Annotated in this window: 19 protein-coding genes; 4 read left to right on the forward strand and 15 right to left on the reverse strand. The window is 65.6% G+C overall.

Features of this window, described 5'->3' with window-relative positions:
- The first annotated feature begins 444 nt into the window (after positions 1-444).
- Both AC5Y2L_RS17430 and AC5Y2L_RS17435 read left to right on the forward strand, forming a co-directional pair.
- A complete protein-coding gene (locus AC5Y2L_RS17430; RefSeq protein WP_499937001.1) occupies positions 445-1,098 on the forward strand; it encodes a TetR/AcrR family transcriptional regulator in 654 nt (217 codons plus the stop codon).
- Positions 1,099-1,224: 126 nt separating this feature from the next.
- On the forward strand, positions 1,225-1,572 hold the full coding sequence (locus AC5Y2L_RS17435) for an STAS domain-containing protein (RefSeq protein WP_499944231.1): 348 nt from the start codon (positions 1,225-1,227) through the stop codon (positions 1,570-1,572).
- Positions 1,573-1,985: 413 nt separating this feature from the next.
- On the opposite strand, the gene AC5Y2L_RS17440 is transcribed toward AC5Y2L_RS17435, so the two are convergent.
- The 8 genes from AC5Y2L_RS17440 to AC5Y2L_RS17475 form a co-directional block, all read right to left on the reverse strand.
- Entirely contained in the window at positions 1,986-3,773 is a 1,788-nt protein-coding gene (locus tag AC5Y2L_RS17440; protein ID WP_499937000.1) for a hypothetical protein, read from the reverse strand.
- A 474-nt stretch (positions 3,774-4,247) separates the two neighbouring features.
- Complete coding sequence (locus tag AC5Y2L_RS17445; RefSeq protein WP_499936998.1) at positions 4,248-6,056, reverse strand: AAA family ATPase; 1,809 nt, start codon at positions 6,054-6,056, stop codon at positions 4,248-4,250.
- Between the two features lie 6 nt (positions 6,057-6,062).
- Complete coding sequence (locus AC5Y2L_RS17450; protein ID WP_499936997.1) at positions 6,063-8,174, reverse strand: hypothetical protein; 2,112 nt, start codon at positions 8,172-8,174, stop codon at positions 6,063-6,065.
- A complete protein-coding gene (locus AC5Y2L_RS17455) occupies positions 8,171-11,092 on the reverse strand; it encodes an ATP-binding protein (RefSeq protein WP_499936996.1) in 2,922 nt (973 codons plus the stop codon). The genes AC5Y2L_RS17450 and AC5Y2L_RS17455 overlap by 4 nt, the downstream gene beginning before the upstream one ends.
- Positions 11,089-11,418, reverse strand: a complete 330-nt coding sequence (locus AC5Y2L_RS17460) for a hypothetical protein (protein ID WP_499936994.1) — start codon at positions 11,416-11,418, stop codon at positions 11,089-11,091. The genes AC5Y2L_RS17455 and AC5Y2L_RS17460 overlap by 4 nt, the downstream gene beginning before the upstream one ends.
- On the reverse strand, positions 11,415-12,368 hold the full coding sequence (locus AC5Y2L_RS17465) for a conjugal transfer protein (RefSeq protein ID WP_499936993.1): 954 nt from the start codon (positions 12,366-12,368) through the stop codon (positions 11,415-11,417). The genes AC5Y2L_RS17460 and AC5Y2L_RS17465 overlap by 4 nt, the downstream gene beginning before the upstream one ends.
- Positions 12,368-13,456 carry a hypothetical protein gene (locus AC5Y2L_RS17470; protein WP_499936991.1) on the reverse strand — a complete coding sequence of 363 codons (1,089 nt, stop codon included), beginning with the start codon at positions 13,454-13,456 and terminating at the stop codon, positions 12,368-12,370. The genes AC5Y2L_RS17465 and AC5Y2L_RS17470 overlap by 1 nt, the downstream gene beginning before the upstream one ends.
- A 127-nt stretch (positions 13,457-13,583) precedes the next feature.
- Positions 13,584-14,045 carry a hypothetical protein gene (locus AC5Y2L_RS17475; protein WP_499936990.1) on the reverse strand — a complete coding sequence of 154 codons (462 nt, stop codon included), beginning with the start codon at positions 14,043-14,045 and terminating at the stop codon, positions 13,584-13,586.
- Positions 14,046-14,184: 139 nt separating this feature from the next.
- Here AC5Y2L_RS17475 and AC5Y2L_RS17480 point away from each other — a divergent pair, with 139 nt between their 5' ends.
- Positions 14,185-14,571, forward strand: coding sequence for a helix-turn-helix domain-containing protein (locus AC5Y2L_RS17480; RefSeq protein ID WP_499936989.1), 387 nt, complete (start codon positions 14,185-14,187; stop codon positions 14,569-14,571).
- Positions 14,561-15,373: a hypothetical protein gene (locus tag AC5Y2L_RS17485; RefSeq protein ID WP_499936987.1), complete on the forward strand. Its 813-nt coding sequence runs from the start codon at positions 14,561-14,563 to the stop codon at positions 15,371-15,373. The genes AC5Y2L_RS17480 and AC5Y2L_RS17485 overlap by 11 nt, the downstream gene beginning before the upstream one ends.
- Before the next feature lie 32 nt (positions 15,374-15,405).
- Here AC5Y2L_RS17485 and AC5Y2L_RS17490 read toward each other — a convergent pair whose 3' ends face one another.
- The 7 genes from AC5Y2L_RS17490 to AC5Y2L_RS17520 all read right to left on the reverse strand — a co-directional run bounded on the left by AC5Y2L_RS17490 (position 15,406) and on the right by AC5Y2L_RS17520 (position 23,472).
- Entirely contained in the window at positions 15,406-16,809 is a 1,404-nt protein-coding gene (locus AC5Y2L_RS17490; RefSeq protein ID WP_499936986.1) for a type IV secretory system conjugative DNA transfer family protein, read from the reverse strand.
- An 82-nt stretch (positions 16,810-16,891) separates the two neighbouring features.
- Entirely contained in the window at positions 16,892-17,695 is an 804-nt protein-coding gene (locus AC5Y2L_RS17495) for a DUF2637 domain-containing protein (protein ID WP_499936985.1), read from the reverse strand.
- Positions 17,696-17,762: 67 nt separating this feature from the next.
- Positions 17,763-19,151, reverse strand: coding sequence for a type VII secretion protein EccE (gene eccE, locus AC5Y2L_RS17500; RefSeq protein WP_499936983.1), 1,389 nt, complete (start codon positions 19,149-19,151; stop codon positions 17,763-17,765).
- Positions 19,138-19,431 carry a hypothetical protein gene (locus AC5Y2L_RS17505; RefSeq protein WP_499936982.1) on the reverse strand — a complete coding sequence of 98 codons (294 nt, stop codon included), beginning with the start codon at positions 19,429-19,431 and terminating at the stop codon, positions 19,138-19,140. Before AC5Y2L_RS17505 ends, eccE begins: the two co-directional genes overlap by 14 nt.
- Entirely contained in the window at positions 19,428-21,053 is a 1,626-nt protein-coding gene (locus AC5Y2L_RS17510) for a S8 family serine peptidase (protein WP_499936980.1), read from the reverse strand. The genes AC5Y2L_RS17505 and AC5Y2L_RS17510 overlap by 4 nt, the downstream gene beginning before the upstream one ends.
- Positions 21,054-21,055: 2 nt before the next feature.
- A complete protein-coding gene (gene eccD / locus AC5Y2L_RS17515; protein ID WP_499936978.1) occupies positions 21,056-22,549 on the reverse strand; it encodes a type VII secretion integral membrane protein EccD in 1,494 nt (497 codons plus the stop codon).
- Positions 22,549-23,472, reverse strand: a complete 924-nt coding sequence (locus AC5Y2L_RS17520; RefSeq protein ID WP_499936977.1) for a MinD/ParA family ATP-binding protein — start codon at positions 23,470-23,472, stop codon at positions 22,549-22,551. The genes eccD and AC5Y2L_RS17520 overlap by 1 nt, the downstream gene beginning before the upstream one ends.
- Positions 23,473-23,987 lie beyond the last annotated feature (515 nt).

The raw sequence follows: 23,987 nt of genomic DNA on the forward strand, positions 1-23,987 counted from the left end.
ACGGGCGCATATGGGGCTGGCTCAGATGAGCTTCTTCAACGTGATTCACCCGCGCCAGGAGGCGCGGCATCTACGCTCTACGATTGCAACCATCTACGGTTGCTTAAAAGTTTTGTCTTGATTAGCGTAATAGTTAAAGCCGCTTAAGTAATTACCCATGTGGCAAATACGGTTACACGGAGATGGGCCGGTCAGCGAGGCAAACGATCTGCCGACGCCCAACGATTCTATCGTTCTCACCTGCCCGGGGGACGCGAGAGTCAGGGGGAGCTCTTGGCGGCGAAGAGTTATCCCGACATCGGCGCTCGGCGTAGTGACGAGCGCGGCCGCACGAACCCACCCGAGTCGTCATGGTGGTGGCCCGAAGCGCCTGGCGAGTGCAGCTGTCGGGAATCCGGATCAAGCGCGCAGCGCCCAGTCGCGGATTCTGACAGTCACAGCCGGGTGAACCACTGCGACGATTCGTCGATCAACGGGCGGTCCTGTCGCGAGTCGCTGATCGTCGCGACGCTGAGGCTGTGCGCCAAGCAGGGATATGAGGCCACGACGGTCGAGCAGATCGTCGCTGCCGCCGGTGTGAGGCCAGTTGAGTTCACTCGCTACTTCGCGTCCAAGGATGCGGTGATCATGTCGCTGGTCGAGGACGCGCTTTATGCCACCGTCGCGGCGCTTGCGCAGGTGCACATAGCCGTCGAACCGACTGAGGCACTGTCGATCGCGACCATGGAAATGCTGACCGCCATCACCCGGGGCGGCGGTGTCATGACGAGTGATCGGATGCTGGCGATGGCCCACGTCGTCGCCTCCAGCCGGCATTTGCAACAGCTGGCATCAGCAGCCCGCAGGCAGGTCCTGGCACGGGGCCTTGCCGAGCGCTTCGGAGTAGACCCGCACAATCAGCGGGTGCAGCGCGCCGTCACAAGGTGGTCGGCGATCGCGGCCGGGCTCTACATCGGACGCCAATACATGCCTGCCGACTACGATCCGTTGCACGATGATCAACTGCCCGAGCGGATAAGTTCGCGGCTGGCCGAGACCTTCGATCAGGTGATGGGCCAGGCCCCCTCGCACCAAAGTATCGCCCGCCGCCCCCAATGAACGCATTGTCGACACGGCGCAACGACCACCGCTGCTTGACTGCCTCGAACAGCGGCCGGGATCAGCGAGCGATCGTTAATCGTTGTTCGTCGGGTCGACCGTTGCTGGGAGGAGCATCCGATCAGTATTTCCGTTGAGCACCGCGAGGGCGTGACAGTCCTTTCGATAAGCGGCGAAATCGACATGGCCAACACCCCCATGCTCGAGGAGGCCGTCACCGCCGTTTTGACAGAACATCCAGCCGCAATTGTCATCGACTTATTGCAGGTTCAGTTTTTGGGCTCGGCGGGTTTGAGCTTTCTGGTGTCGACCCGCGAAGGAATCGGGAACTCGGCGCGCTTCGCAGTTGCCGCGCACGGTCCCATGACCAGCAGGCTTATCCAGCTAGCTCACGCGGACCAACTCCTTCCGCTCTACGAGACTCTGCAGGACGCATTGGTCGCGGTTACCAAGCCAAGGACCAGTGACGACTGACTGCGGACGTCGACATGTATGCGGTATTTGCCCGCAGCTGGCAGCACAGTGGCAGTTGGGCCCGCTTTCGTCACCCGTGACGCATTAGGGCGGCAAGAACGTACCGACGGTCAGCGCGTGTGGGGAACTCTGGTGAAGGCAATGGCGGACCGCGCGTGCGTGCGTGACGATTGCCTTAGGCCTCATCGATCGCGTGCTGAGTCCACTTGTCGAAACGCGCAGATCGCTTCGGCAGCTGCGGGATTGTCCGCTGAAAGCTGTTGAAGGTAAGTGATCACGTCGCGAACTGTGCGCAGGCTCGCTCCCCGTCTGGGATCTTCACGGAATTGTCCTCGATCTGGACCGCGATCTGCACCCTCGACTCGGCGATTTGCGTCGCCAAACCTTTGCGTGGAGTTTGGGCGGCCGGGCGGTCATCTGATGGTGTGCGAGATACCGCGGCCATCGGGGCGGGCTCGCTGCAGCATCAGTGCCGTAGCGGCATGGTCTTGGTCGTAGGTTTGGCCGCATCCATCGCACCGCACGAGCGCAGACTGATATCGGTTATCGCGGGGGTTCTCATGACCGCAGCCGTCGGCGTGGGTGCGGGACAGCCCGACGCGGCCGACCTCGACGATAGTGCAGCCTTCGCGAGCGGCGGCAACGGTGACGAGCTTGCGCAGTTGCCCGGGCGCCGCCGCGGTGCTGGCTTGGGCGATGCGTTGGTGCGCCCGGGGTGGGCGCGGGATTGAGGCGGCGGTGAGCTCGGTGAGTGCAATGTCGTCGACGATCACAGTGGCGGCCTGGCCGGCGAGCAGGGCGGCGAAGCGGCGGTAGATGTCGTCGCGGGCGGCGATGGCGTGGCGTCGCTGCCCGAGATCGGGGCCGCGGCGCAGCATGGAATCGCGCCGGTGCCAGCGCTGCAGCAGGGCCGCGATCGACGCGGTTCCGGTGGGCGGGTCCATCGCCCACGCGGCCGCCAGCGCGGCCAAAGCTGCTGTGCCGCGCCATTCTTGGACGACGCCGGCGTCAAGGTTGTTTCCGGGTTGCAGAGGGTTCGGCACGGGGCCGTGGAGGGTCAGCCAGGCGAGCAGCGACATTTTTATGGCGTGGGTGGCTTGGCCGCGTTGGGCGCGGATGGCGTCGGCGCGCTCGAATGCTTCGTGGATCGCTGTCGGCAACATGACGCGTCCGGTGGTCGAGGTTTCGCAGGTCACAACTGCCCTAAGCTCCGCCGGGACGCGCAGGGCCCGAGTCGATCTCCAGGTCGCGGCGATGATGCCGCCTTCGGAGCGCCGCCACCCCAGGTGCACCGCCACCGTGGGGCCTTTGCGGCGGATTTCCGGGTCGGGCACCGTCGCCGAGACGCTCAGCTGTGCCCGTAGTCCCGCTGGTGTCTGTTTGAGGGTGAGTTTCGCGCCGGTGATGTCGGCGTCGGCGGGCAGTTGGCGGTGCTGTTGGACCGGTAGCTCGACGAGCAGCATGTGTCCGTCGGCGCTGCGGCCGTAGCGAAAACGTGCCGTGACTCGCCCGGCGCGGCGCTTTTGGCCCGCCGACATCTGCTCCCACTGATCGGGGTCGGTCCAAGGCAGGTGTAAGTAGTTGCGGTACTTGCCGTTTGGGTCGGCCAACACTGCCGGTGTGCGCGGCGGGTCACCGGCTCGGCGGATGATCTGCACCGCCAGCGTCCCGGTTCCTTGAAAAGGGCGGCGGCGCAGCCTGGCATCGGGTCGGGTGATGCGCTGCTGACGTAGCCGCTTGACCGCGGCGCGGTGCTGGTTTACCACGTCGTTCCAGGTACACCACAGCAACCCACCGATTTGGACGTACTGGCGGTAGAGGGCACGCATCGAGTCCTTGTGCGCCGCCGTGCGCGCGGCGCGGGCCTCGAGCGCCTGCGGGTACACGTCGTTAATCGCTGCTCGCCGCTTGGCCCGCGCGGCGCGCAGCGCGGCCAGCGCGGCGCTGCGTGAGTCACTCCCCCGCTGGGGCTTTTGGCCCCCACGTTCGGATTTGACCGTTTCCGTGACGTGCGCCCAGATGGCCTCGGCTTTGGCCACTTCCTCCTCGGCGGCGGCCACCGCGGGAAAACGGGACCAGATCGCGGCGAGGTCGGCCTCATAGTCCAGATGCAGGTTCACCAATTCTTCGCGCAGCTCGTGGGCCAGGCGCAGCTGCTCGATGATCGCGTCCGGCGGACGCCACCGGTAGTGAACAGCCATTGTCACACCGCACACCGCCACGACCAGACCCTAAACGCTGTCGCCGCGGTGGTTCTGCGCAAACGGGCGCAAGTACGACGCCCTCGCGCTGGCGTGATCAACCGCGCCAATCATCTCACAGTTCCGGCGGTGCAATGGCGGGCACCAGCGCTGGCACATCGCCCATCACGACCCCGAGGATCGGCAGGGGGTCAATAGCATGCGCGGCTAGAGTCGCGGTATGCCGGATCGGACCAGACCCACCCCGGGGTATCCGGTGATTCACGTGAGGCCTCACAGTGGAGCGGTCGTTATCGCGGTTCGTTCGGTGGCCGATATCGCCGAGGTTGTCGGCGACCGCCGCGTCGATAGCGTCTGCAGCGCTGACAGGCGGATCGATTTCTGGTTTCCCCGTCGCTGCGGGACCCCGGGTTCCAAGGCGTGCCACCGAAAAGGCTGAGCGCGTCACACACCCCCCAATCAGCGGTCGGAGAGTTACGGCGTGATGATGTTGTTGGCGCTCAGGACCTCTCTGATTGCTGACTCCATATCGGAGCAGGCGATGGCACTAATGGTGTCGAGGTCCGCAGTGAGCAGGTCGACCGTGGGATCGGCGGCGTTGCGCACCTTGGCTTTTCGAGTTGCCTGTTCAACAACGCTGCGTACGAATCGACCATTGCCCGCGACATCGATGAGCCACGATGCCCCTGCGGAGCCGGTATTGGGTGTGGTACACAGCCACGCTAAGGCGGTCCTAAGGTGCTCGATCGCCTCGCGGCGAATGTTGACGTGGGAGCGCCGCGCGAACAGTTGCGCGATCGCGACAAGTTCGTCAGGGGTGTTCGATGTGAATTCGAGTTGGAACGGAAACCGTCCACGCAGGCCAGGGTTGGCGGCCAGCATGAGGTTCATGGGGTCGGCGTAGCCTGCCAGCGCGATCATGGTGTCGTCGCGATGGTCTTCGGCGAACTTCATGATGGTGTTCAAGGCGATTCGTCCGAAGTCACGTTCGAGGTCCGGCTTATACAGTTCGGGTGCTTCGTCGATGAATAGCGCACGCCCGCGTGCCTTTGCAAGGATTGCGCTGGTCTTGGCTTCGGTCTCACCGATTACCGCACCGACGAGCTGTTCGCGCGAAACCTCAAGGAACTCCGGGGATTCGAGGATGCCGAGGCCGAAATACATTTCACAGATCAGCCGGGCGATGGAGGTTTTGGCCGTGCCGGGGGGCCCTACCAGCGTCATGTGCAAGGTTTCACGCGTGCCGATCTGCACGCCGCGCTCGGCCATCTTCTGGTCGTAGATCTTGGCGTATTTCAGCTCGTTGATGTGTTCTTTGACGCGCTGCAAGCCGATAAACTCGTCGAGTTCGCGTTGGGCTTTGTCCAACGCGCCCTGTGCGGCCCGGCGCAGGTCGGCCTGGCGTAGATCGGCGCTGGAAGGGCCGGAGTCGGGGTCCCATCGGTTAGCGCGCGCGGTGATCGCTTCCGGAGTGGTCACCAATGCCCCATAGGTGGGATCGGCCAGGGCGGCCTCCGCGTCGGGCCACACCTGGCCATCGACAATCGCCGCGCTGAACTCGGCGCGCGCCGCCGTTTCGTTGTGCAGTGCCCGCTCACAGAGGCCCCGATAGAAGGCGGCCTGAGCCAAAATACGCTGGGTGTCGGCGGCTTGGAGGTCAAGGTGCGCCGCCTGGGCGCTGCGTGGCAGCGCGTGCAAAGTGGTCAAAGCCGCATCGAATGACCCCAGACCCGTCTGGGCGATCCCCTTGAGCAGCAGGGTGGCGGCGGCAACGATGCCGTTGTCGTCGCTGGCCGGGTGTGCGGTCCAGGCCAGGACGTCATACCAGCGGCGGGTCAGGTGATGCAGGGTTGCGCCCAGGAAGCGGTGGATCTGGGCCTGTTGAGGGTGTTCGCCCGTCAGGTCGATGCTGTCCAGCACGGCTTCGGCGGTGTCGTAGTCGGCGTCGCGCAGCAGCGCCGCCACGTAGGCCAGGCCGATCCCTGCGGGGGTGTGCGGGTAGAGATCGATCAGAACCGGGGCCGAGACGGTCGGCGTTAGTGCGGTGTCGCTCAGACCGATACGCCGCGTTTCTCGATGCAGTGTGGCGCGGGCCTCGTACGCGCCGCGTAGCGTGGCTGCGGTGGTGTCCCCGGCGGTGGCCAGGGCCATCCACGCATCGCACATCGTGGGATCCAGCTCGGTTGCTTGGCGTAGTGCGTCGCGGGCGGCCCAAAGATCTTTGCGGCCATTGCCAAATCCCAGGTGGGTGATGCCGAGGTCGAAATAGTCGCGGGCGGTCACGGCAGGTCATCTTTCGCTGTTCGGTGGGGCGACGTGGCGCCTAGACGGTGTCGAGGGAAATTCTAGGGCGCGATCATCTGCCGGACTGGTACTGCGCCCACCACCTCCTGCCCCGGCTGCACCGTCGCTGCTGAACGGATCCTGGCTGGCTGCTGCCGGCGACGGTTGGTGGTCGCGGGGTTGGGCGCCAGACGAAGGCCTGCGTGGCGCGACCGGGATCTCGGCACCGGTTGCCCGGCTGTCCGGCCAGCGCGCCACTAGGTCCTCGTCGCTATTTGGCGTGGCCGGTCGCGACTGGGTGCGCGCGGGCCGTGCCTCGCATTCGGGGTGCCGCGCCCTGCTGTGATGGTGAGCAGCGGCGACCGCCGCGGCTACGGGAAGCACGACCTCGGGGGCGACAACGGTGCCCACGCCTTCGGCCGCGACAACAGCCTCGCTGGCTTCGCTGGCCGCGCCCGCGCGCGCGGCCAGCGTGGCCGCCTCCGCGCCGCTGGGTGGCCCGGCTGCGGCGGCCTCGTCGGCGGCGATGGACTCCGCGCGGCGAGTGGGTCGCGGTTTGACCACGTCGAGCTGCGCGGGGCTTTCAGGCGGTGCGGAATCGTCGTCACCGTTCTGCTGGTCGGATTCGTTGCGCGAACGCGACTGCTGGAAGCGGTCGCGGCCGCGGCGGGCCCTGTCTGCCCCGGCGTTGAAGTCGTCGTATTCGGCTTTGGCCGCTCCCCTTGCGGATTGCCACGCGGCGTTGATGTGGTGGCCGATGGTGCCCAAACTATCGGTGTAGAAGTGTTTGTCGATGTAGTGGAACAAGAAGGTTGCCACGATCGAGCCGAGGCTGACCATCATCAGGCGCGGCACGACGGTGAGCCCGCCGTGTCCCAATACCGGTGTCGTTAGTGCCCACCCCATCCCGACACTGGCGACTGCGAGAAACGTGGTGAAAATGATCATTTCCGCGGCATGCAAAAACACCTGGGTACCGGCGCGGATCGCGAACGTTTTGGCGCGTCCCCAGCCGGTCATGCCTAACAGGATCGCCGGGCCAACGACGATGGCGTAATAGGTCGCTTTGGCGCCGACCAGCAGGGTGGTGATGCCGACATACCAAATGAATAGCCCTATCCAAAAGCCGAGCGCGAGCAGAAGCAGGCCGAGCACAAAATCGTTGGCCCCCAACTGCTGAGCGTGGGCCAGCGCCTGCGGAGCGCCGCAGGTCGCCATGGCGTGCGCGGGGCCTGGCCCGTGGCCGTGGCCCGCCATGATGGCCTGGTTCCAGGCTTGCCGGCAGGTGCCGACGTCGTCGACGACCATGCCGAAATTCTGTAGCTGCAATGCCGGGCGCACACTGGCCGAGGCCAACTGCCCCATGAGGGCGTCGAGTTGAGCTTGCAACGACTGGCCGGGCGCATAGGACCCGTTGCGGGCTGCCTGAGCGATCTGGAACCCCGTCGCGCGTCCCATTCCGAGCACGCCGTGGTCGCTGACCAGCTCGTCGATCGGGTCTTTGAACACCGTCCAAAGCACCAGCAGCAGAACCGCTGCCGTGCCGGCAAGGTTCCAGGCCCGCGCGGGGCGCCCATTCATGTAGTGAAACCCCGCAATCGTGACGCACACCGCCAGCGCCAAGGGACCCAACCACATTTGGTTGACCAGCGTGTTGACTGCGGCGAATACCGGGCGCCCAACTTGAGCGAGCGCCATCAGCCATGCACTTGACATCGCAAAGCGCAGGAACCACAACGCTATTCCGATCAGACACACTAGGGCGGCGGCCTCGTTGGTCAGCCACCACGCCTCGGTGGCATGGGTGAGCGCGGTTTGAGTTGCTTTGGCGGTCCATGACATCCACGTGGATGGATCAATTGCGCTGACATGCTGGCCGGTGTTGGTCATTGCTTCTGAGGTGTCCACCACCGACAAAAAGTAGTACTGAAGTGGAACACCGTCAGCGTCGCGCAGGCCCGTCCAACCGATCGCGGCGGAGCCGACGTCTGCGGCAGCATTGGGCGCGGTCATCACCGCCCACGAGCACAGCAGGTACACCGAGGCCATGATCTTCACAATGCGCCGCAGGTTGGGGCGGCCTGCCAGCCATGCCGCCACGGTTTCGGTGCCCGTCATGTCGCCACCAGGGCTGTGCTGTCGAGGTCACGCGCTAGGGCATCGGTTGGCGCACCGAAGAATTGCACCCGCGCCGCGCGGCCGAACTCGTCCACCAAAAAGCCCTCTCCGCGCCGCTGCGGATCAACAGCGCCGGCTTCGGTGAGACGTGGTCCACTGGCCACGTCATCGATAAGGTCTTCGTCGCGGGAGTTACCGGGGCTGGTGTCTTCGCTGAGTGTCACCACCAGCTCGGGGTACATGTCGGGGTCGATGTGCGCCCATTTCAGGGTGAGGTAGGCCAGTTCGGGATCTTGGACTCGGAAGATCCATTTTTGCGTCACGAACTTGTCCCCCATGCGGGCCAGGTCGCGAAAATCCTGGGTGATGAACCAGATGCCGGTGGCATGCTTGCGGCCGCGGCGGGTGATGAAATGGGCGGTGCGAGCTCCCGCGGGGTAGGCCAGCAGCTGTGCGCATTCTTCGAAGATCATCACATCGAAGCGGTCTAGGCGCTCAAACATGAACTGCTGCTCGATGTCGACCAATAGCCCGTAGATGGCCATTCCCGCGCGCTGCGGCCCGCTCAATTTCAGGTAGAGCTGTTCGTTACCGAGGTCCTCGGCGTCGGGTAAGGCGAGATTGCCCGTCAGATATACCGTTGCGGGTGCGTCGTGCGGACGATACGGCGCCAGGTCCGGGTTGAACAGCCCGGGAAAGTCCTCTTCGGCGGTCTCGAGCCGCAACAGCAGTTCGTCGTTGTCGCAGTTGGGTTGGGCCCGTAGGTATTCCAACAGATCGCGATGACTGCCGATGCCGTGTTTGAAACGGTTTTCTGGGCGCAGCAGACGCCGGTAGCGCTTTGCCACCAGGCTGTCGGCCGGTAGGCCGATCCAGGGAAGGATATGGGCTGCTGCCAGGCGCGCGGCCCCGTGGGCGTCGGGGCAGATGACCAGCGGGTCAAAGCACCACTGCCCCACGGTGGGATCGATAAAACGCACTCCGGGAACCGATTTGAGGGCTTTAGCCCATTCGGCGATCGTGTCGGGCTCGAACACCACCACGCGCCCGCCCCGCAAAATCAGCTCAACGGCGGACAGTTTGGTGCGGTTGGACTTGCCCCCGCCGGGATCGCCGACCACCGCCAGCCCGGTGTTCTTATTGCGCCGGGCGCTGCCCTCGGGGTCATGCAGGATCACCGCGGGCCGCATCGTGGTCTGATCCACCGCCAACGGGCTTCCGCGCAGGTTGCCGACCCGACCGGAGATCAGCGGCAAAAACAGTGACCACTGATGCGCGGTGGTCGGGTTGCGGAAATCATCTAAGGGGCTGCTCATTTCGCCTCCGGTGCGAAAGGCCTTCCATAACAGCAGCTGAGCTCCGCGCCGGCGTTTGACGGCGATACCGGCGGTGTCGAGCTCCTGGCGGATCTGCTTGACAGCTTCGTCGAGGGCCTCGGGGCTGTGGGCGCCGACTGCAATGATCACCGTGTGGTCGAGCTCGCGTTCGGCGGGATTGGCCCCCAACTGCGAGGTATAGCGGCGGGTTTTCGCCAGCTTTTTAGGAAGTTCGTCGTCCTCGTCGGCGCGCGGGCCGCGTTGGCGTCGTTGGTCTTTGATGTTTTTGGTGTAGCGATAGTTGATCGCTTGCGCATCGGACGGAGTCCTGATGTTTAGATGCTGGGTCCACTCGATGTCGGCGTCGGTGTGCACGTTGAGCAACGCGTGCAGGTAGTGGGCGCGCGGGAAACGTAGCCCGGTGTCCGGGAAGTGTTCGATGGTAAGAAAGGTTTGAAAGCTCTCGATGCCGCCCGGTGTGTCGGGGTCATAGACGCGCAGTAGCGGCTGGAAACTTGGTCTCCACCAGGGTCGCTGAGCGTTGGCGCCCTCATCGAAGGCTGCGCCGGGGAAGTCGGTGGCGCTCAGCGCCGCCGGGCCGCTGCCGGTTGGCGGTATCGGTTCGCGGATGACCCCTAAACGGAGGCGGTGTGTGTAATACCAGCGGATCTGGGCGGGGCTTGCGGGCCGGACGTTAAATTCGTTTGGCAATGCCCCGGTTATGGTGCGCGCCGTGGCCCGATAGTGGTCAAGGGACGTCGAGGACTCTTTGTCGCGTCCACTGATCCAGTCCCAGGCACGCTTGCCTTGGCCCAGCGGTGTGCGCCCCAGTGTTCCTGAATCAACCGGCACGGTGAGCCAAAATCGCGGACGTACCGATCCCCGGGATGCGGCGGTACCGCTGCCTGCGCCGGGGTTGGCGATGATGGGATCCCAGTGGCGGCACTGGGTTACCCACGCCGGCTTGTCGGCATGGGGGCCAACCATATTGCGCAAGGTGGCGTTCTTGTCGTCGGCTACCAAAACCATTCGCAGCATCGCTCCCGACGGCAAATACCGGCCCAAGTTGCGGGTCAGCTGGGCTGCCCGCATGTGGGCGTCGTAGGAACGCATGAGGGTGGGAAGCCCGTCGAGCAGGTATTCGGCATACACCCTGCCCTCGGTGAACACGATGTTGCCTTCCACCCGCTGAGGAGGGCCGCAGCTTTCATCGACCCGCAAGCCGCCCTGGTTCTTACGATGCCCACAACGCGATGAGGTTCGCACATGCGGCGGCACAAGGGTATTGCGGACAAACACCGCCCGCGTGGCCAGACGAGGGCGGCCTTTGGGGAGCAGCAGGCGCAGCGCCACTACAGCGATCACACACAGCGCAGCCCCGGTCAGCAGTGCCGGCAGCGTGGTGCCGGCCGGGTGCGCGTCGATCCACCACAGGGTGGGCCCGCCGATCGCCACGATCGCGATCCACTCCGCGGGCCGATACGGGCCTCCGGGCCAGCGCTGGCCGGGAGCCACTTCACCGATGTGCGTGTCGACGTCGCGGATCCCGGAGAAAACTTCAGCAGTCTCACCGCCCTTCGGTGAAACAGTCGCGGCGCTCACCAGCCGCGCGTGACCGAAACGCCTGTCCGGCCAACACCGCCGGGAAGCTTTTCGAATTCCTCGTTGCCGCGTTGGTATATCCCCACGACGTGGGCCACCACCACCGCCAGCGCCACCCCTCCGGCCAGCGCGGAGGCCGCCGCACCGGTGCCTCGTTTCCAATGTTCCTTCATCCCGCGGGCCACCCCCGACCCCAAGAAATAAGTCCCGGCAACGCCAAGCAAGATATAAAGGACCTGGTGGGCCATGCTGATGATGCCGCCTCCGGAGGCGAGCACCGCGGTGGGCGCGGCGACCTGAGCCGCCGCATGCAGGGAATGGATCATCGCTGACCTTCTCTCTGTGAGGTGGGTTGTGGTGAGGCTGGTGCGCTGGTGGGCACCGGGGTCGGAGTCATATCGCCCAGAACCGGAATCGCGTCGATCTGGGCGACGAACCAGGTGCCGCCCAGCGCGCGAAGCGTCAGTGAGTAAGACAGGTCCACCGGCGTGTAGTCGGGTCTTCGGGCCGAAACATCAACGTGGACAGCAAGTTCGGTGTTGTCCGGCGGGTTGGTCACCGGCTGGGTGTTGGCCTGCGCCACGGTGATGACCGTGCTGGAATAGCACGCCACCGCGATGATGCCCGAATCGGTGGTGGTGAAGCGTTCCAACCCACCTGAGGTGGTCAGCAGCGCGGCCGCAAACCCCGAAAGCATCGTGAACACAGGCGAGCCCGCCGACAGGGGCACCGAGTAACCCAGCGGCAGATAGGCACCCGGCGGGGGTGTATCGATGCGGGCGATGCGGTCTAGGGCCTGCATGCCCGTGTGCTGATACACCGCGACGGGAATCTGGTAGAACGCAGTTGTCTTCGGCGCCAACGGGTAGGGCTGCTCATCGACGGCCAGCATCACCGCATAGACCGTAATGTCACCGGTGCTGGGGCCACGCCGAGACGCCCACGCGACGGGATTAGACACCGTCATGGTGGTGGTCGTGGGCAGGGTGTACTTACGCCCTTCGGGATAGCAGCGCGCTAAATCCGCTGCCGCTGAGGCTGTCCCGGTCAGGATTTGGGTCAGGCAGATCGTAGCGAAGGCTTTCACGGAGTCGGTTTCGTTGATCACGGTGCGACTCACCGCGGCGATTGGCGGCGGTGCGGCGGGAAACGCGAACCGCCACAGCAGCGCTATGCCATTGATCGACGCGCTGAGCACTAAAACGACGCCCACGACACGGCCCAGCCCGCGCGTCGAGATTCGCAGACGTCGCTGCCATACCCGGTTGAGTGCCATCACTGCGCCCTGTGGCCGATGATCTTGATGCCGCCCACGGCAAAAGTTGTGTCGCTGGGATCGGCTTGCTGCGGATCGCCGACGGGCAGCGTTGGCCCTGGCGTGGCGTTGGCCGGCGTGGTGCCCCACAAATCGGTGAAGGGCGTCCCGTCCTGCGGTGTGGGGGTGGCGCTTACCGCTGTGGCGGGCGGCCTGCTGGTCTCCTGGATGATGACGGTGATCTTGGATGCGTTGATACGCGGTACCGGCAACACTGCTTCGCCGTGCACGTTGCCGGTGTTTTGCGTCAGTACCGTGCTCGCGGTGTCGTTGAATTGCCATTGCAGCCGGGTCACCACGCGATGGCGCAACCACGGCGGGGTCACGGACCCTTGAGCCGGCCCGATATCGCCGGGGATGATGGTTACGGCCGTGATGACATAGGAACGCTCCATACCCGATGGACCCAACGTGATCGAAAGCGGCTGGCCGTCGGTGTGGCGGACGCAGATCCACGGCGTGGGCTTATCTGGATCAGCGAGTGACTGAGCAGGGGTGGACCCCGGTGGACAATCAGCCGAGGCGATGAACGGCAACGGCTGATCACCCGAATCACCCGGCACCGAAGAGGGTTTGGCTGCAGTGGGATGGGCAGCAAGACTGGTCCGAGCCGGTGACGGCGGTGTGACGGGATCAGGTCGCCCGGCCACATTGGCGCCGACCGCGGTCACGACGGTAGCCAGCGCGACCGCACCACCGAACACCCCGGCGACCCATGGGCTGAATCGGCGCGGCCGTGTTGGCGCAGCTGCATTGTCATCGTCGTCGGCGGCGCCACCATCGTGATCGGCGTCTGCCGCGCCAGAAGCAGTCGGCTCGACACTCTCGTCATCGAGAGTCGGCTCCCCCGCGCGGGCACCCTGACCGCCCTCGGAGCCGCCTGCCGCGCTCGGGCAGGCCACGTCGTCTGAGGTGTCGAGGTTCACCGCGGCGCCCGAGTGCGCGCCTGCACCCAGATCATCATTCGGGGCGGGGATAGCCGCGCGAGCGGCGGCTGGCGCGCCAAGCCCGATGCCGTGCAACCACTGATCATTGACGCGTGCGTTCATCCGACTCGCGGCGTGTCGCTGTTGGCAGCAGCCGGGAACGCCGCTTTCCTCCTCTCGCGCGGTTGGTGTTGCCGTGATCCGACCTCGGTGCTCCTAATAGCCCTGCCAGCGGGTGAACTCGCCGAGCTCACGGGCGCGTCTTGGTCTGGCGGGAGCGGCGCGGAAAACGCACAACATGTCCGCCCTGGTGACGCCGATACGAGCCGATCGGCCGCGCGGGCGGCAACTGCGGCGCCGAGGCTTTCACGTACCCATCCGGGCGCACGGACTCCAACCCGGTCTGATTCCCGGCCACCACGTACACACGTTGGCGGTGTCGCATCATCGGTGGAAGGCCCACCGGTGCCGTCGAGGTCGCTGTCCCGCCCGGCAGGGCCGCGCCGGTCTCGCCGTGGCGCAGGCGTGCCGGACTGACACTGGGCACCTGGCTGCGGTGACGTCGCTGGCACACGATCACCGCTAGGGCAATTGCTCCGAGAACCAGCAGCGGAGCGATCCTCACCACCAGCTCAACAACGGTGATCATCAGCACCGCCAGCATCGAAATCGCCGTGGCCGCCAGCGCCGCCAACGCGACCAAACCCTTCATGACGATCCCCTTTCCTGCCGCACAATCCCGACGGAGCCTGGGTGCATATGTGTGCCTGTAGGGGTTACCGTAGGTGTGTTTAGCGCATTGTGTCCATGCTCATAGACGATTTAGCGCGACAATAGGTAGGTTGATGCGCGTGAACGCACCTTTGCCCGCGTCCGGGCCTGCGCGGCTGGATCATTACGTTTCCGAGCGACTGGCGCTACTGCGGATGACCCGCGCCGAACTTTCGCGCCGCGGTGGACCCGACCGCTCGACGTTGCGAAAAGCACACGCCGGTGATCGCCTCTTGTCGACGTCGACGCTGACTCGTCTCGACGAAGCCCTGGGATGGGCGCCCGGGTCCTCGGCGGCCATTCTCAACGGCGGCAAGCCGGTATGCACCCACCGCCAGGACCCCCATCTGCGGGTGGTTTTAGAAGCCGTCGAAACTCTGATCACCGAATGTCATGGCGTTCTTGGCGATGTGCGAACGCTCCTGAGCGAGCTGCTCGTACCCGAGGCGGCCCACCATGCCAGCTGACATCTTCGACCCCCAGCGCCGGGCATGGATCGCCGCTCATGCCTCGGTTTTCATGTTTCAAAAGCGCCGCGCCGAACTGCTGAACAAGACAATCCGCGCCCGTGACCGCGCCCGGGTCGGGGCCCGACCCGACCCGCATGACGACCAAGTCACCCCCCAACTGATATTTCGCACGCCTTCGACGAGCACCGGATCAGCCGAGTCCGCCCTGGTCATCGCCTGCGCATGTATCGCTCCGGTGGGCTGGGCATGCGGCAAAGCGTTTTACCACCTCCTGGTGAGGTTGATTCCGGAGCGCCTGCGTGCATACCCCATCGCGGCGCTGCTGTGGGCGGCAGCAGCATGCGGTCTGCCGCTCCTCGTGTTCTATGACCCTTCCCCCGACTTGGTCCACACCCTGGTGCTGCCGTGGGTCCTGGCGCAACTGCCGGCCACGTTCGTCGCGGCCGGCGTCTACGGAGTGCTCGAGGGCTGGCTGGCCGTGGATGGTTCCAGCGATTGGTGGCCGCTCACACCGCAAGCCGGCGACGTCGATGACGACCTATTACTCGATCCGGGCCTGCTGCCGATGTCGACCGTGCTCGACCCTGCGCCACCACCCTTGCCGAGTCGCCGTATCCCTGCCTCCATCGGAACCCGCCGCCGCACCCCACCGGCCATCAACTGGCTGCCCATCATCGGCGGCGCGGCGGTGGCTGCGGTCGTCGCCATCTGGTACGCGTGCGCCGTCATCGGTAGCACCCTCAGCGGCCCCACCACGCCACCTGCTGGACCAGAGGTCGCCGAGTACCCGCCCGACTGACCATCAGGCCACCAACCCGGGCCGTGCCGCGCTTAGCGCCCACGCTTTTGGATTCGCCGTTGAACAGCCCGTTCGAAGATCGTCAGAAATTCGGCCCAGTCAGGGATTTGCACACGTTCGCCCGCGGTGCCGCGCTGCAACAGTTGCGCTTCCTCTCGGCTTTGGGGCAACAGTTCTTGCCAGCCGATCATCTGGCCGAACTGCGAGGAAAGCGTTCGGCTACCGCTGCTGGGCTCGTAACTTTCGGTGCGCCGTGTGGTTTCACCTAGCCAATGCGATGCCTGCTCAAGCAAGTGGCGCTCGTGGGCGCCATACATGATCAGTGTTCCAGGAAACATATCTCGCAGCGCGTCAGCGTATTTCGAGCCGTAGACGACGTCGAAGTGTGATGACGCCTGCACCGTGGCGAGCAGGTTGACACCAAGCCCCGCCGATTCTCCCACGTAGGTGAGCAGGAAGGGCAGCGGACAGGAGTTACAGACTTCGTCAAGCTCAAGCAGCAGCCGGTGCGTGAGTTGATGATTGGCCGTCTTGCGGCGAAACCGCCGGATGATCGAGTCGATCAGAGCCACTGCAGCACCGGCGACACTGCCGGTATTGGGGGCGATGACGAACAGTGTCGCATCGGGTTCGTCGAGCATGGCCGGATCGAAGGATTCAATCGCGAGCTGCTCGACTGCGCTAAGCCCTCCGATATTGGCATCGGCGCGTAATCCTAAACGCAGCCAAGGGGTTACGGCCTTGGATACCGTGACCTTGATGCTGTCGCGCAAGCGAGAATCCATGCCCAAAATCACCGAATGCAGCGGATTGGCCAGCTTGGGGTGCGGGCACAGACCATACGCGGTCAGCCAAGACGGCCGCCCAAGTTCGACGAGGGAATCATCAGCCTCCGGATCGGGGATGCCGAAGTCTTGCACCGCATCTAAAACCCAGGCCATGCCCTTGCGATTGCCTTGCGGGCTGGCCGCATACAGCAGACACGCCAGCGGCGGGGCCGCCTGGGACTCCCACAGTCCACCCGCCGTGACAGTCATGCCGCTGGATGCGCCTCCGAACCCGACTCCGGAAGTGGCCAACATGGTTTCGGCGACCGTCAGCGCTTCATCAGGGTCATGGATCGTCAGCGTGGGGTCAGTGACCATGCGGCGCATGGTCTGCGGCCACACCTCGGTCTGCTCAGGCCGCAGATCAATGACGCCGGTGATGCCCACGCAGCGCTTGGTTAAAACCAGTTCTGCCAGATCAGGTTTGGAAGACACGCATACCACAGGACCTGGATGTAGCACGGCGGCAGGTGCCAGAATGCGGCGAGTCTTGCCCGTGCGCGTCGGCGCACTGATCAAAATGTGAGGGGCGCTTGCGGCCCGAACCGGCTGATTGGCCCGGTTATAGATCAGGCCGCAATAGGGGCTGTAAGGCTCGGCATCTGGCATGCCTGAATGATCGACTCCCGGAATAGTCGTCGTCTACCTTCACGGGCGAATCCGCTTGGCGTTGAGTATGTCTGGCGCCGCGTCACGCGGGGGCGGGTGCCGCGTTGGCGATGATGCGGCTGACGGTGGAGTGATGCAAATCCAACTCCACGCCGATCTCGGCCACCTTCTGCCCGGCCGCGTGGCGCTCGAGCACTGCTGCCACGACCTCGGGGGGCTGCTTGGTGCGCCTGGATGCGACCACTCGCTGCGCCTGAACCTGATGTTGCTGCTGGGCTGGCACTGGACTGGACATTCTGATCGGTTCGCCGGCGGTCGGGTCTTCGCTGACACGCCCGGAAAATCTCCGCTCCCTGACGTCCTGGGTTGTTGCTGCGACACCACAATCGAGGCTGCCGGGGTCTGCCAGCATGGGGGGCTGCGCAAGGATCGGCAGCGAACGGGTGCGTGTCAGGGCCAGCAGCGACACTGTGGCCTGCGTCATGGTCACGTCCACGGCAACCGGCCACAACCAGGCCAAACTGCAGCGGATTCCGCACCGGGTGGCCAGGTCCCGCAACGCGTCGAAAGAGAGCCGAAAGGCCGCGGCGGCCAACACAATCGTCATGATCAGCGCAACCCAATAGGTCACCGAGGGCCGGCGGCGAACCTTGATCAACAGTGAAAGCCCCTCGGTGGAGGCCAGCAGCACCAGCGGTGGCGCAGTAGCGACCGCGGCGGCCAGCGCCGTGGGCACCGCGGCGGCGTTGACCGCCGCATGCACAGCGTTGCCGGTGATCGACGCCGCGCTGGCCGCGATCAGCACTATCCAGAAGAACCGAACAGCGCGCCGGCGTGTGGCGTCATCAGTCGACAACTCGGCGATATGGTTTGCACGGGTGTCCATCGTTTAATCATGCTGGCTTCCAACACGATCCGTCTATCGTGACGCCTACAATCGCCGAGCCGGCTTATCAGCGCAGGTAGGCTTCCTCGTTGCGGAAGGTGACGGCATTCAACTGAGTGCGAAAACGGCTGGTTTGCAGGCTGATTCGCCCCTCGGATTGTTCGATGACGATATCAGGATTGCCGCCGCAGTCCTTCGTGCCGACCGCCACACAACTGCGCGCTCCCGGATACGGGTTGACTAGGCCGTTATGGACCACCAGCGTGGGCGGGTCCGGCGGCGTCGCCTCGAGATCGTCGGTGGTCCAGATCCGCGGTGAGCCCGCGGCCATAGTCCAGCGCCCGGAACTGTCATATACCGCAATCTGTTCGCCCGCGGCCGCGGCGCGTCGGATCAACTGGCGTACCGCTTTGTCGTCATCGGCGCGCAGCGCGATCCGTGTCGGGCCGCCTGGATCAGACAGCGGCATCAGCAGCATCGCATCGTCGAACGTCCCGCCGGCAACCTTGCCCAACAAGACCCCCGACGATCCCACCGCAACCGCGCCATCCAGATCGGTGTCGACGGGCACCCCAGGCAAGGCGAGCCTGCGGCTGCCCGGCAGCGTCAACGCGATCGCGTCCCACTGCCGCCCAGTCAACCTGTTCAAGATCACGGCGGGCGAACTGGCCAAAGGCTGCACCGTACGCAGCCGCACCATCGCCCCAGCCCGCACACCCTGGTTGCCGTGGCGGCGCAACGTGACCACCAAGGTGGTGTGGTCGGCCGGATAGGACCACACCTCATTCAGCGCATCGGCGTTCACGTCTTGCCCGCTGAAGAAGTAGCTGGTTACGAAACCTTTGCCGGTGCGCAGCCGGGTCCACTGATCGCGGTAGGTGCAAGCAACGCCGTCTCGCCCGCCCAGTCCAGCGATCGTGGCTTCGCGGATCTGGGCGCTGGTTAACACCTGCGCGCGGCAACCGGCTTGGTTCAATGCGCGCGCGATGCGCCGAGTGGCCGCAACCGCGCCCGCTACGCTATCGCGGCGCCACATCAGGCCCGACACGGTGTCGCGGGCGCGGGCATCCATGCGCACCAGCAATGTGGTGCTGCGCTGGCCCGCTGCCGGTCGTCCTCCCAAAAACGTTTGATACAAGTCCGCGTAATTGTCGCGGGCGGTGCGGCGCCCCTCGCAGATGACATCCACGTCCACGCCTAAGCCGTGCCGCTGCATTTGCGATGCAATCACCGAGATAGGCAACGTATTCAAGGTCTGTGCACGGCTCGCGTGCAGCACAGTCGGCACATACGCGATGCCCCACACCGAGATCATCGTGGCCACCGTGTGCCGTTCAACCACCACCCCGGCCGTAGTGCCGTCCACCGACACATCCGACGGTGTGCGCAACACCACCTCACCGGATCGGCCAGTGCCACGCCAGCCAGCCGAGCCCCGGTGTTCACTCTTCAACATCGGCATCCCTGCGGTCTTGAGCCTGGTTTCGTTTCTCCACGACAGCGAGCCGATGCTCGCGCTGGCCCACCCAGCGCACCCCCAATTGCGCCCATTGCCATGCCGTCAATCCCGAGGTCGTCAACACACAGCACGACACGCCCGCCGCCGCGCCGACAGCCCCAGCCACCGAAGGCGCGGCGCCGCCGAGCACCAGCAGCAGCGCCACCGCGACCGCGACGACCTCAGCGGCCAGCAGCGCCCCAATCTGCACCCGCGCCCGGATAAGTGGCTGTTTCACGGTGCGCTCCTGCGCCGCCGTACCGCCAGCACCGTTGCGGTGCCTACCACGGCCGCCGCCGCGACACCGGCAATCGACCCTGCGACCCAGCCGGGCAACGGATCGCGTTGCGGCGGGGGCGCAGGCAGCACCAGTGGTGCGCGTACCACTCCTGGGGCCAGCACCGGCCCGGGCGCAACATCCCACGTCAGCGCCGCAGTCGGATCGATCACGCCATAGCCGACCACCGTGTCACGCCCGCCAGCGGGCGGATGGGCGGTGGCCTGCAACCGGTGGATGACCTGATAAGCAGTCAGGTTAGGGAATTTCGCGCGCACCAGTGCGGCGGTCCCGGCAACGAAGGCCGAGGCGAACGAGCTGCCGGCAAGAGCGTGCAGCTTGTCATCGTCCACCGAGCCGTTGATCACCTCAGCGTTGGTGCCCAACCCGACGATGTCGGTTCCAGGAGCGGCCAAACCCACCCACGGCCCGTGCACCGAGGCGCCCTGTCCGGTCAGCGGCACGCCGCTGGCGTCGGTGGCTGAGACCGTCAACACGTAATCGGCGAACCAGCCGGGGGTAACGATGGTGTTCACCAGGTCCCAGCCCAGCGGATCGGCACGGTTCGCCGGTACCGGGCTGGGGTTTTGCACATTGCAGCCCTGCGCGGAGAGGTTGCCGGCCGCAGAGACGATGACGACGTCGCGCTCGACGGCGGCATACCGCAGCGCCGCCCCCAGCGCGCTTTGATCCTGCGGCTTGGCCGCCGCAATACAGGACACCACGCTGATGTTGATCACTTTGACGCCCAAGTTGGCCGCGTGCACCACCGCGCGTGCCAGCGAATTGATATCACCGGCGCGCCGGATGTCTTCAGGGTGTTCGGAATACCCCGGGTCGACGAGGCCGAAGGTTTGCGCGGTCTGGCGAATCGACACCAACACCGCATCGGGGGCCACCCCGATCAGCCCGTCACTGCCGCCGCCGGGCGGGGGCGCCGAGGGCGCCCTGCCGGGGCCTGCGACCACAGGGCCGCCCGATCCCCACGCGGGTTCATCTGGTGGGGCCGGCGGCGGTGCTGGTGGCGGGCTCACCGTCTGGGTTATCGTTACCGTCGGCGGCGGCGCCGGGGGCGGGATTGGTTGGGGGGCCGGTGCTGCCGGCGGAGGCGGCGCTGGCAGCGCCCCGCCCGGTTCGATCGGCAACGGCGCACCGGAGGGCGCCGCCCCGATCAGCGACGCGATGACGGTGCCATGACCGTCGCAGTCCGACAGGCCATCGCCGTAGCGTCCCATCACGTAGTCACCGCCAGCCACCAGATGCGGCAGCCGCGGCTGGGCGGCCACACCGGTGTCGATGATGCCGACCACCACCCCTGCGCCCGTGGATTCCTTCCACGCCGCCGGCATATTCATCAGCTGCAGCGCGGCGGGCAGCTCACGCAGATCGGTACCGGGTAACACGCCGGTCAGCGTGCAGGCGGCGATCTGACGCATCGGCTGATCCGGACCCGGAGGCGGATCAGGTGGAGCCGGACCCGGGGGAACTTCCGGGGGATGCACCGCCGCGGCGAGCCCCCCGGAGCCGCACACCATCACTGTGGCCACCAGCACGGCGCCAGCTGCGCGCAGCCACTTCGGCATGCTCAAGATCCGTGCACCAGGTTGCGGACCAGCGACAAAACGTTGAGCAGCCACAGCAGCCACGGAAAAACAAAGACCAGCACGAAATATTCGCTGACCTCCACAGCACGGTTCACCGGGGCGCTGATACGGGCCCCTGGAATCACCAGTGCGGCAACGAAACCCGCGACAACCAAACCTGCTAGCGCCGCCACACCCACCAGCGCGGCGCTCACCGAGGCGGGATTGGGCGCCATCGCGTAGCGCCCAATCACCATCGCCGCAGCCAACACCGCCGAAACCACCAGCGCCGCCGCCTGGTAGCGATCAACAAACGAACGGGCCCGCAACACAAAAATCAGGCAAATCGCAGCGGTGAAAACCAAGAACCGCCATCCTCCTGGGCGCCCCGGAATCACCGCAAAACCGGCGGCCACCACCGTCACCACGCCGCACCCGCCCAGCAGGCCGGTCACAATCTGCGTACCCCGACGTGCCCAGGCGGCAATCTGTTCGGCGGACTCCGCCTCGGCAGGCACCGGAGAAACGGTGTCACGCGCCGCGCCTTGACGATGCTCAAACACCCTGCGGTTAGTTCTCGACGGAAACCAGGGGCCAGGAATGCCGGCGCCGACCACCGCGATGTTGGTGGCCAACGTGACTACCACCAGCATGACGGCCAACACGGTGACCGCGATGTGCTCAGGACGCACCTGCCATCCGCTGGCATGAATGGCCGCCACTGGCCCGGCACCGCCCAGCACCACGACCAGCGCCGACAGGATCGTCACATACCGGCCGGTCGCCATCGTGAGCAGCGCGGCGCCACACAACAACGTGACGATCCCCGCGAAGAGATGCCAGCTGCCGGGATGCCCCGGAACGCTCATCGCCGCTGCGAATGTGGCGCCGATCAGCGCCGAGCACGCCAATCCGTCTGCCGCACGCCGGCGTTGCTCGCCGCGCGCCCGCGACGCCAGCCACGCCCCCACCGCTAACGCGCCCGCCAGCCCCCACGACACCGCCGCCGGCGCCCAGCCGCCAACCTGCCACCACAGCCGCGCCAGGATCGCTTCGGCCGCGACCAGCAGAGCCGCACACAAACCCCCAGCTACCCTGCGGGCCGTGGCCTCATCGACCTGGCTGAACTGGGCGCGCGCCGATACCGCCAGCGCCGTGGACACCTCCTCAACAACCGGTTCGAACCGTTCGGTGGCCTCCCTGGGCACCAGCCACAGCAAATCACCATCAAGGACGCCGGCGTCGTCGAGGGACACCTGCGGATCCAGCGGCCGCGCATCCGAGCGACACAGGTCATAACTCAGGCTGTCATCCAACGCAGCGACACCGCGGCTACCCAAAATGTCGTTGACCCGCGGAATCAAGTCCTCAATGACCGCAATCAACGGCACCGCGGCCGGCAACGCATAATCGATCAGCGTGTCGGGTCCGGCCAGCAGCGCCACCCGACACACCCGCGGAGCGCTGGCTCGCAATTCACCGAGGGCAGTTCCCATCAGCGTTTGTCCGCGGTCGCTGAAAAACCCGACGCTAACGACGCGGCCACTTCCAAAATCCGGCGATGCGTGACCGGTTTGAGCGCATCAAGTTCCACAATCCCCGCTGTAGCGATATGCGGGTCATAGGGCATCACAAAGATCCGCTCCGGAGCAACCCAACGGCCGAAATGCTCAACCAACGTCTCCACGAGCTGACGAGTGGCCCTGCGCTCTCTGCGGCTAGTCGAGCCGCGAATATGGTTGATCACCAAAACCATTCGTGAGAGCAGCTGCTGATAACCCGCTTGCTGAAGCCATTCGAAATTGGTGTTGGCGCCCACAGCCCCATCGGGCACCGCCGAAGCCACCATCACGATGGCATCCGCGCGGCCCAAAACCTCCGGCATCACCGGATCTTCCAAATTCACACCGCAATCCACCAGCAGCACACTGTAAAAGCGTTGCAGCACCGTGTGTGCGTGCGCGAATTCCTCGGCACTGATCGACGCCCCACCACCGGAATGACGGGGTGAGGCCACCACATCCAGACCGGCTTTGTTCTGCCCGGCGTAGGAGCGAACATCGCTGTAACGCAGCAACTGCGTGTCGGCGTTAATCTCGCGCACCGACGCCGATTTCGGATCGACGCGCGCCGCCAGGTTAGCCGCCTGGGCAGGGTCGGCGTCGATGGCAACCACAGGATCGGGACGATGCACCTTAAACATCGACCCCACCGCCGCGGTCATCACTGTCTTACCCGCCCCGCCTTTACCGCCGAGGACCGCGATCGTATAGGTGCCGCGCAGATTTGTCCCGACACCGCTAATGAGGTCAAAGACCTGGCGCTCGTCGGCTGATCGCCCGACGTTGATCTTCTTGAACGATAACTGATACAACGCTTTTCGCCAGCCGCGCGAGGGGGCCGGCTTGGGAGGGGCCACAAGATCCGAGGGTCGCAGCGCTTCGCGTAGCAACTGAGGACTTGAGGTGTGCGCATCCCCGCGTGCCGAGTCCCGTTGGCGCGGCTGGCCTGTGGCAGCTGCGGTGCCGGACTGCTCGCCCCGCGGGGCGGGCTGTGCGCTGCTCGGGCCACCCCATACGGGGGGGTGCTGCCCGGGAACGGGCTCGCGCACGGGTTCGGGTGGGCGCAGCCCGGTATCGCGCTGCGCGGGGCGCTCGGCGTCTCGAGGTGCTGGCGGCGGTGTCGACAGTGCTGCACTGCCCGCCGCAGGGGCCGCGCTGCCCGGATAATCGGCTGGTCTCGACGGGGCACCCACATCCGCTGGCCACGGTCCCGCCGGTCGAACGGTCGCAGATTCCGCGTTGTTTTCTTGCGCTGCAACGGAATCCGCCGCCGCGCGGGCCGGCGGGCGCCGCGGGTGAACTTCGCGGGACGGCTGCTGTGGTGGCTGCGGCGAGGGCGCGGCCGGGTTGGCCTGCTGGATCGGGCCGGCCA

The sequence above is a fragment of the Mycobacterium sp. NGS66 genome, assembly GCF_059812225.1.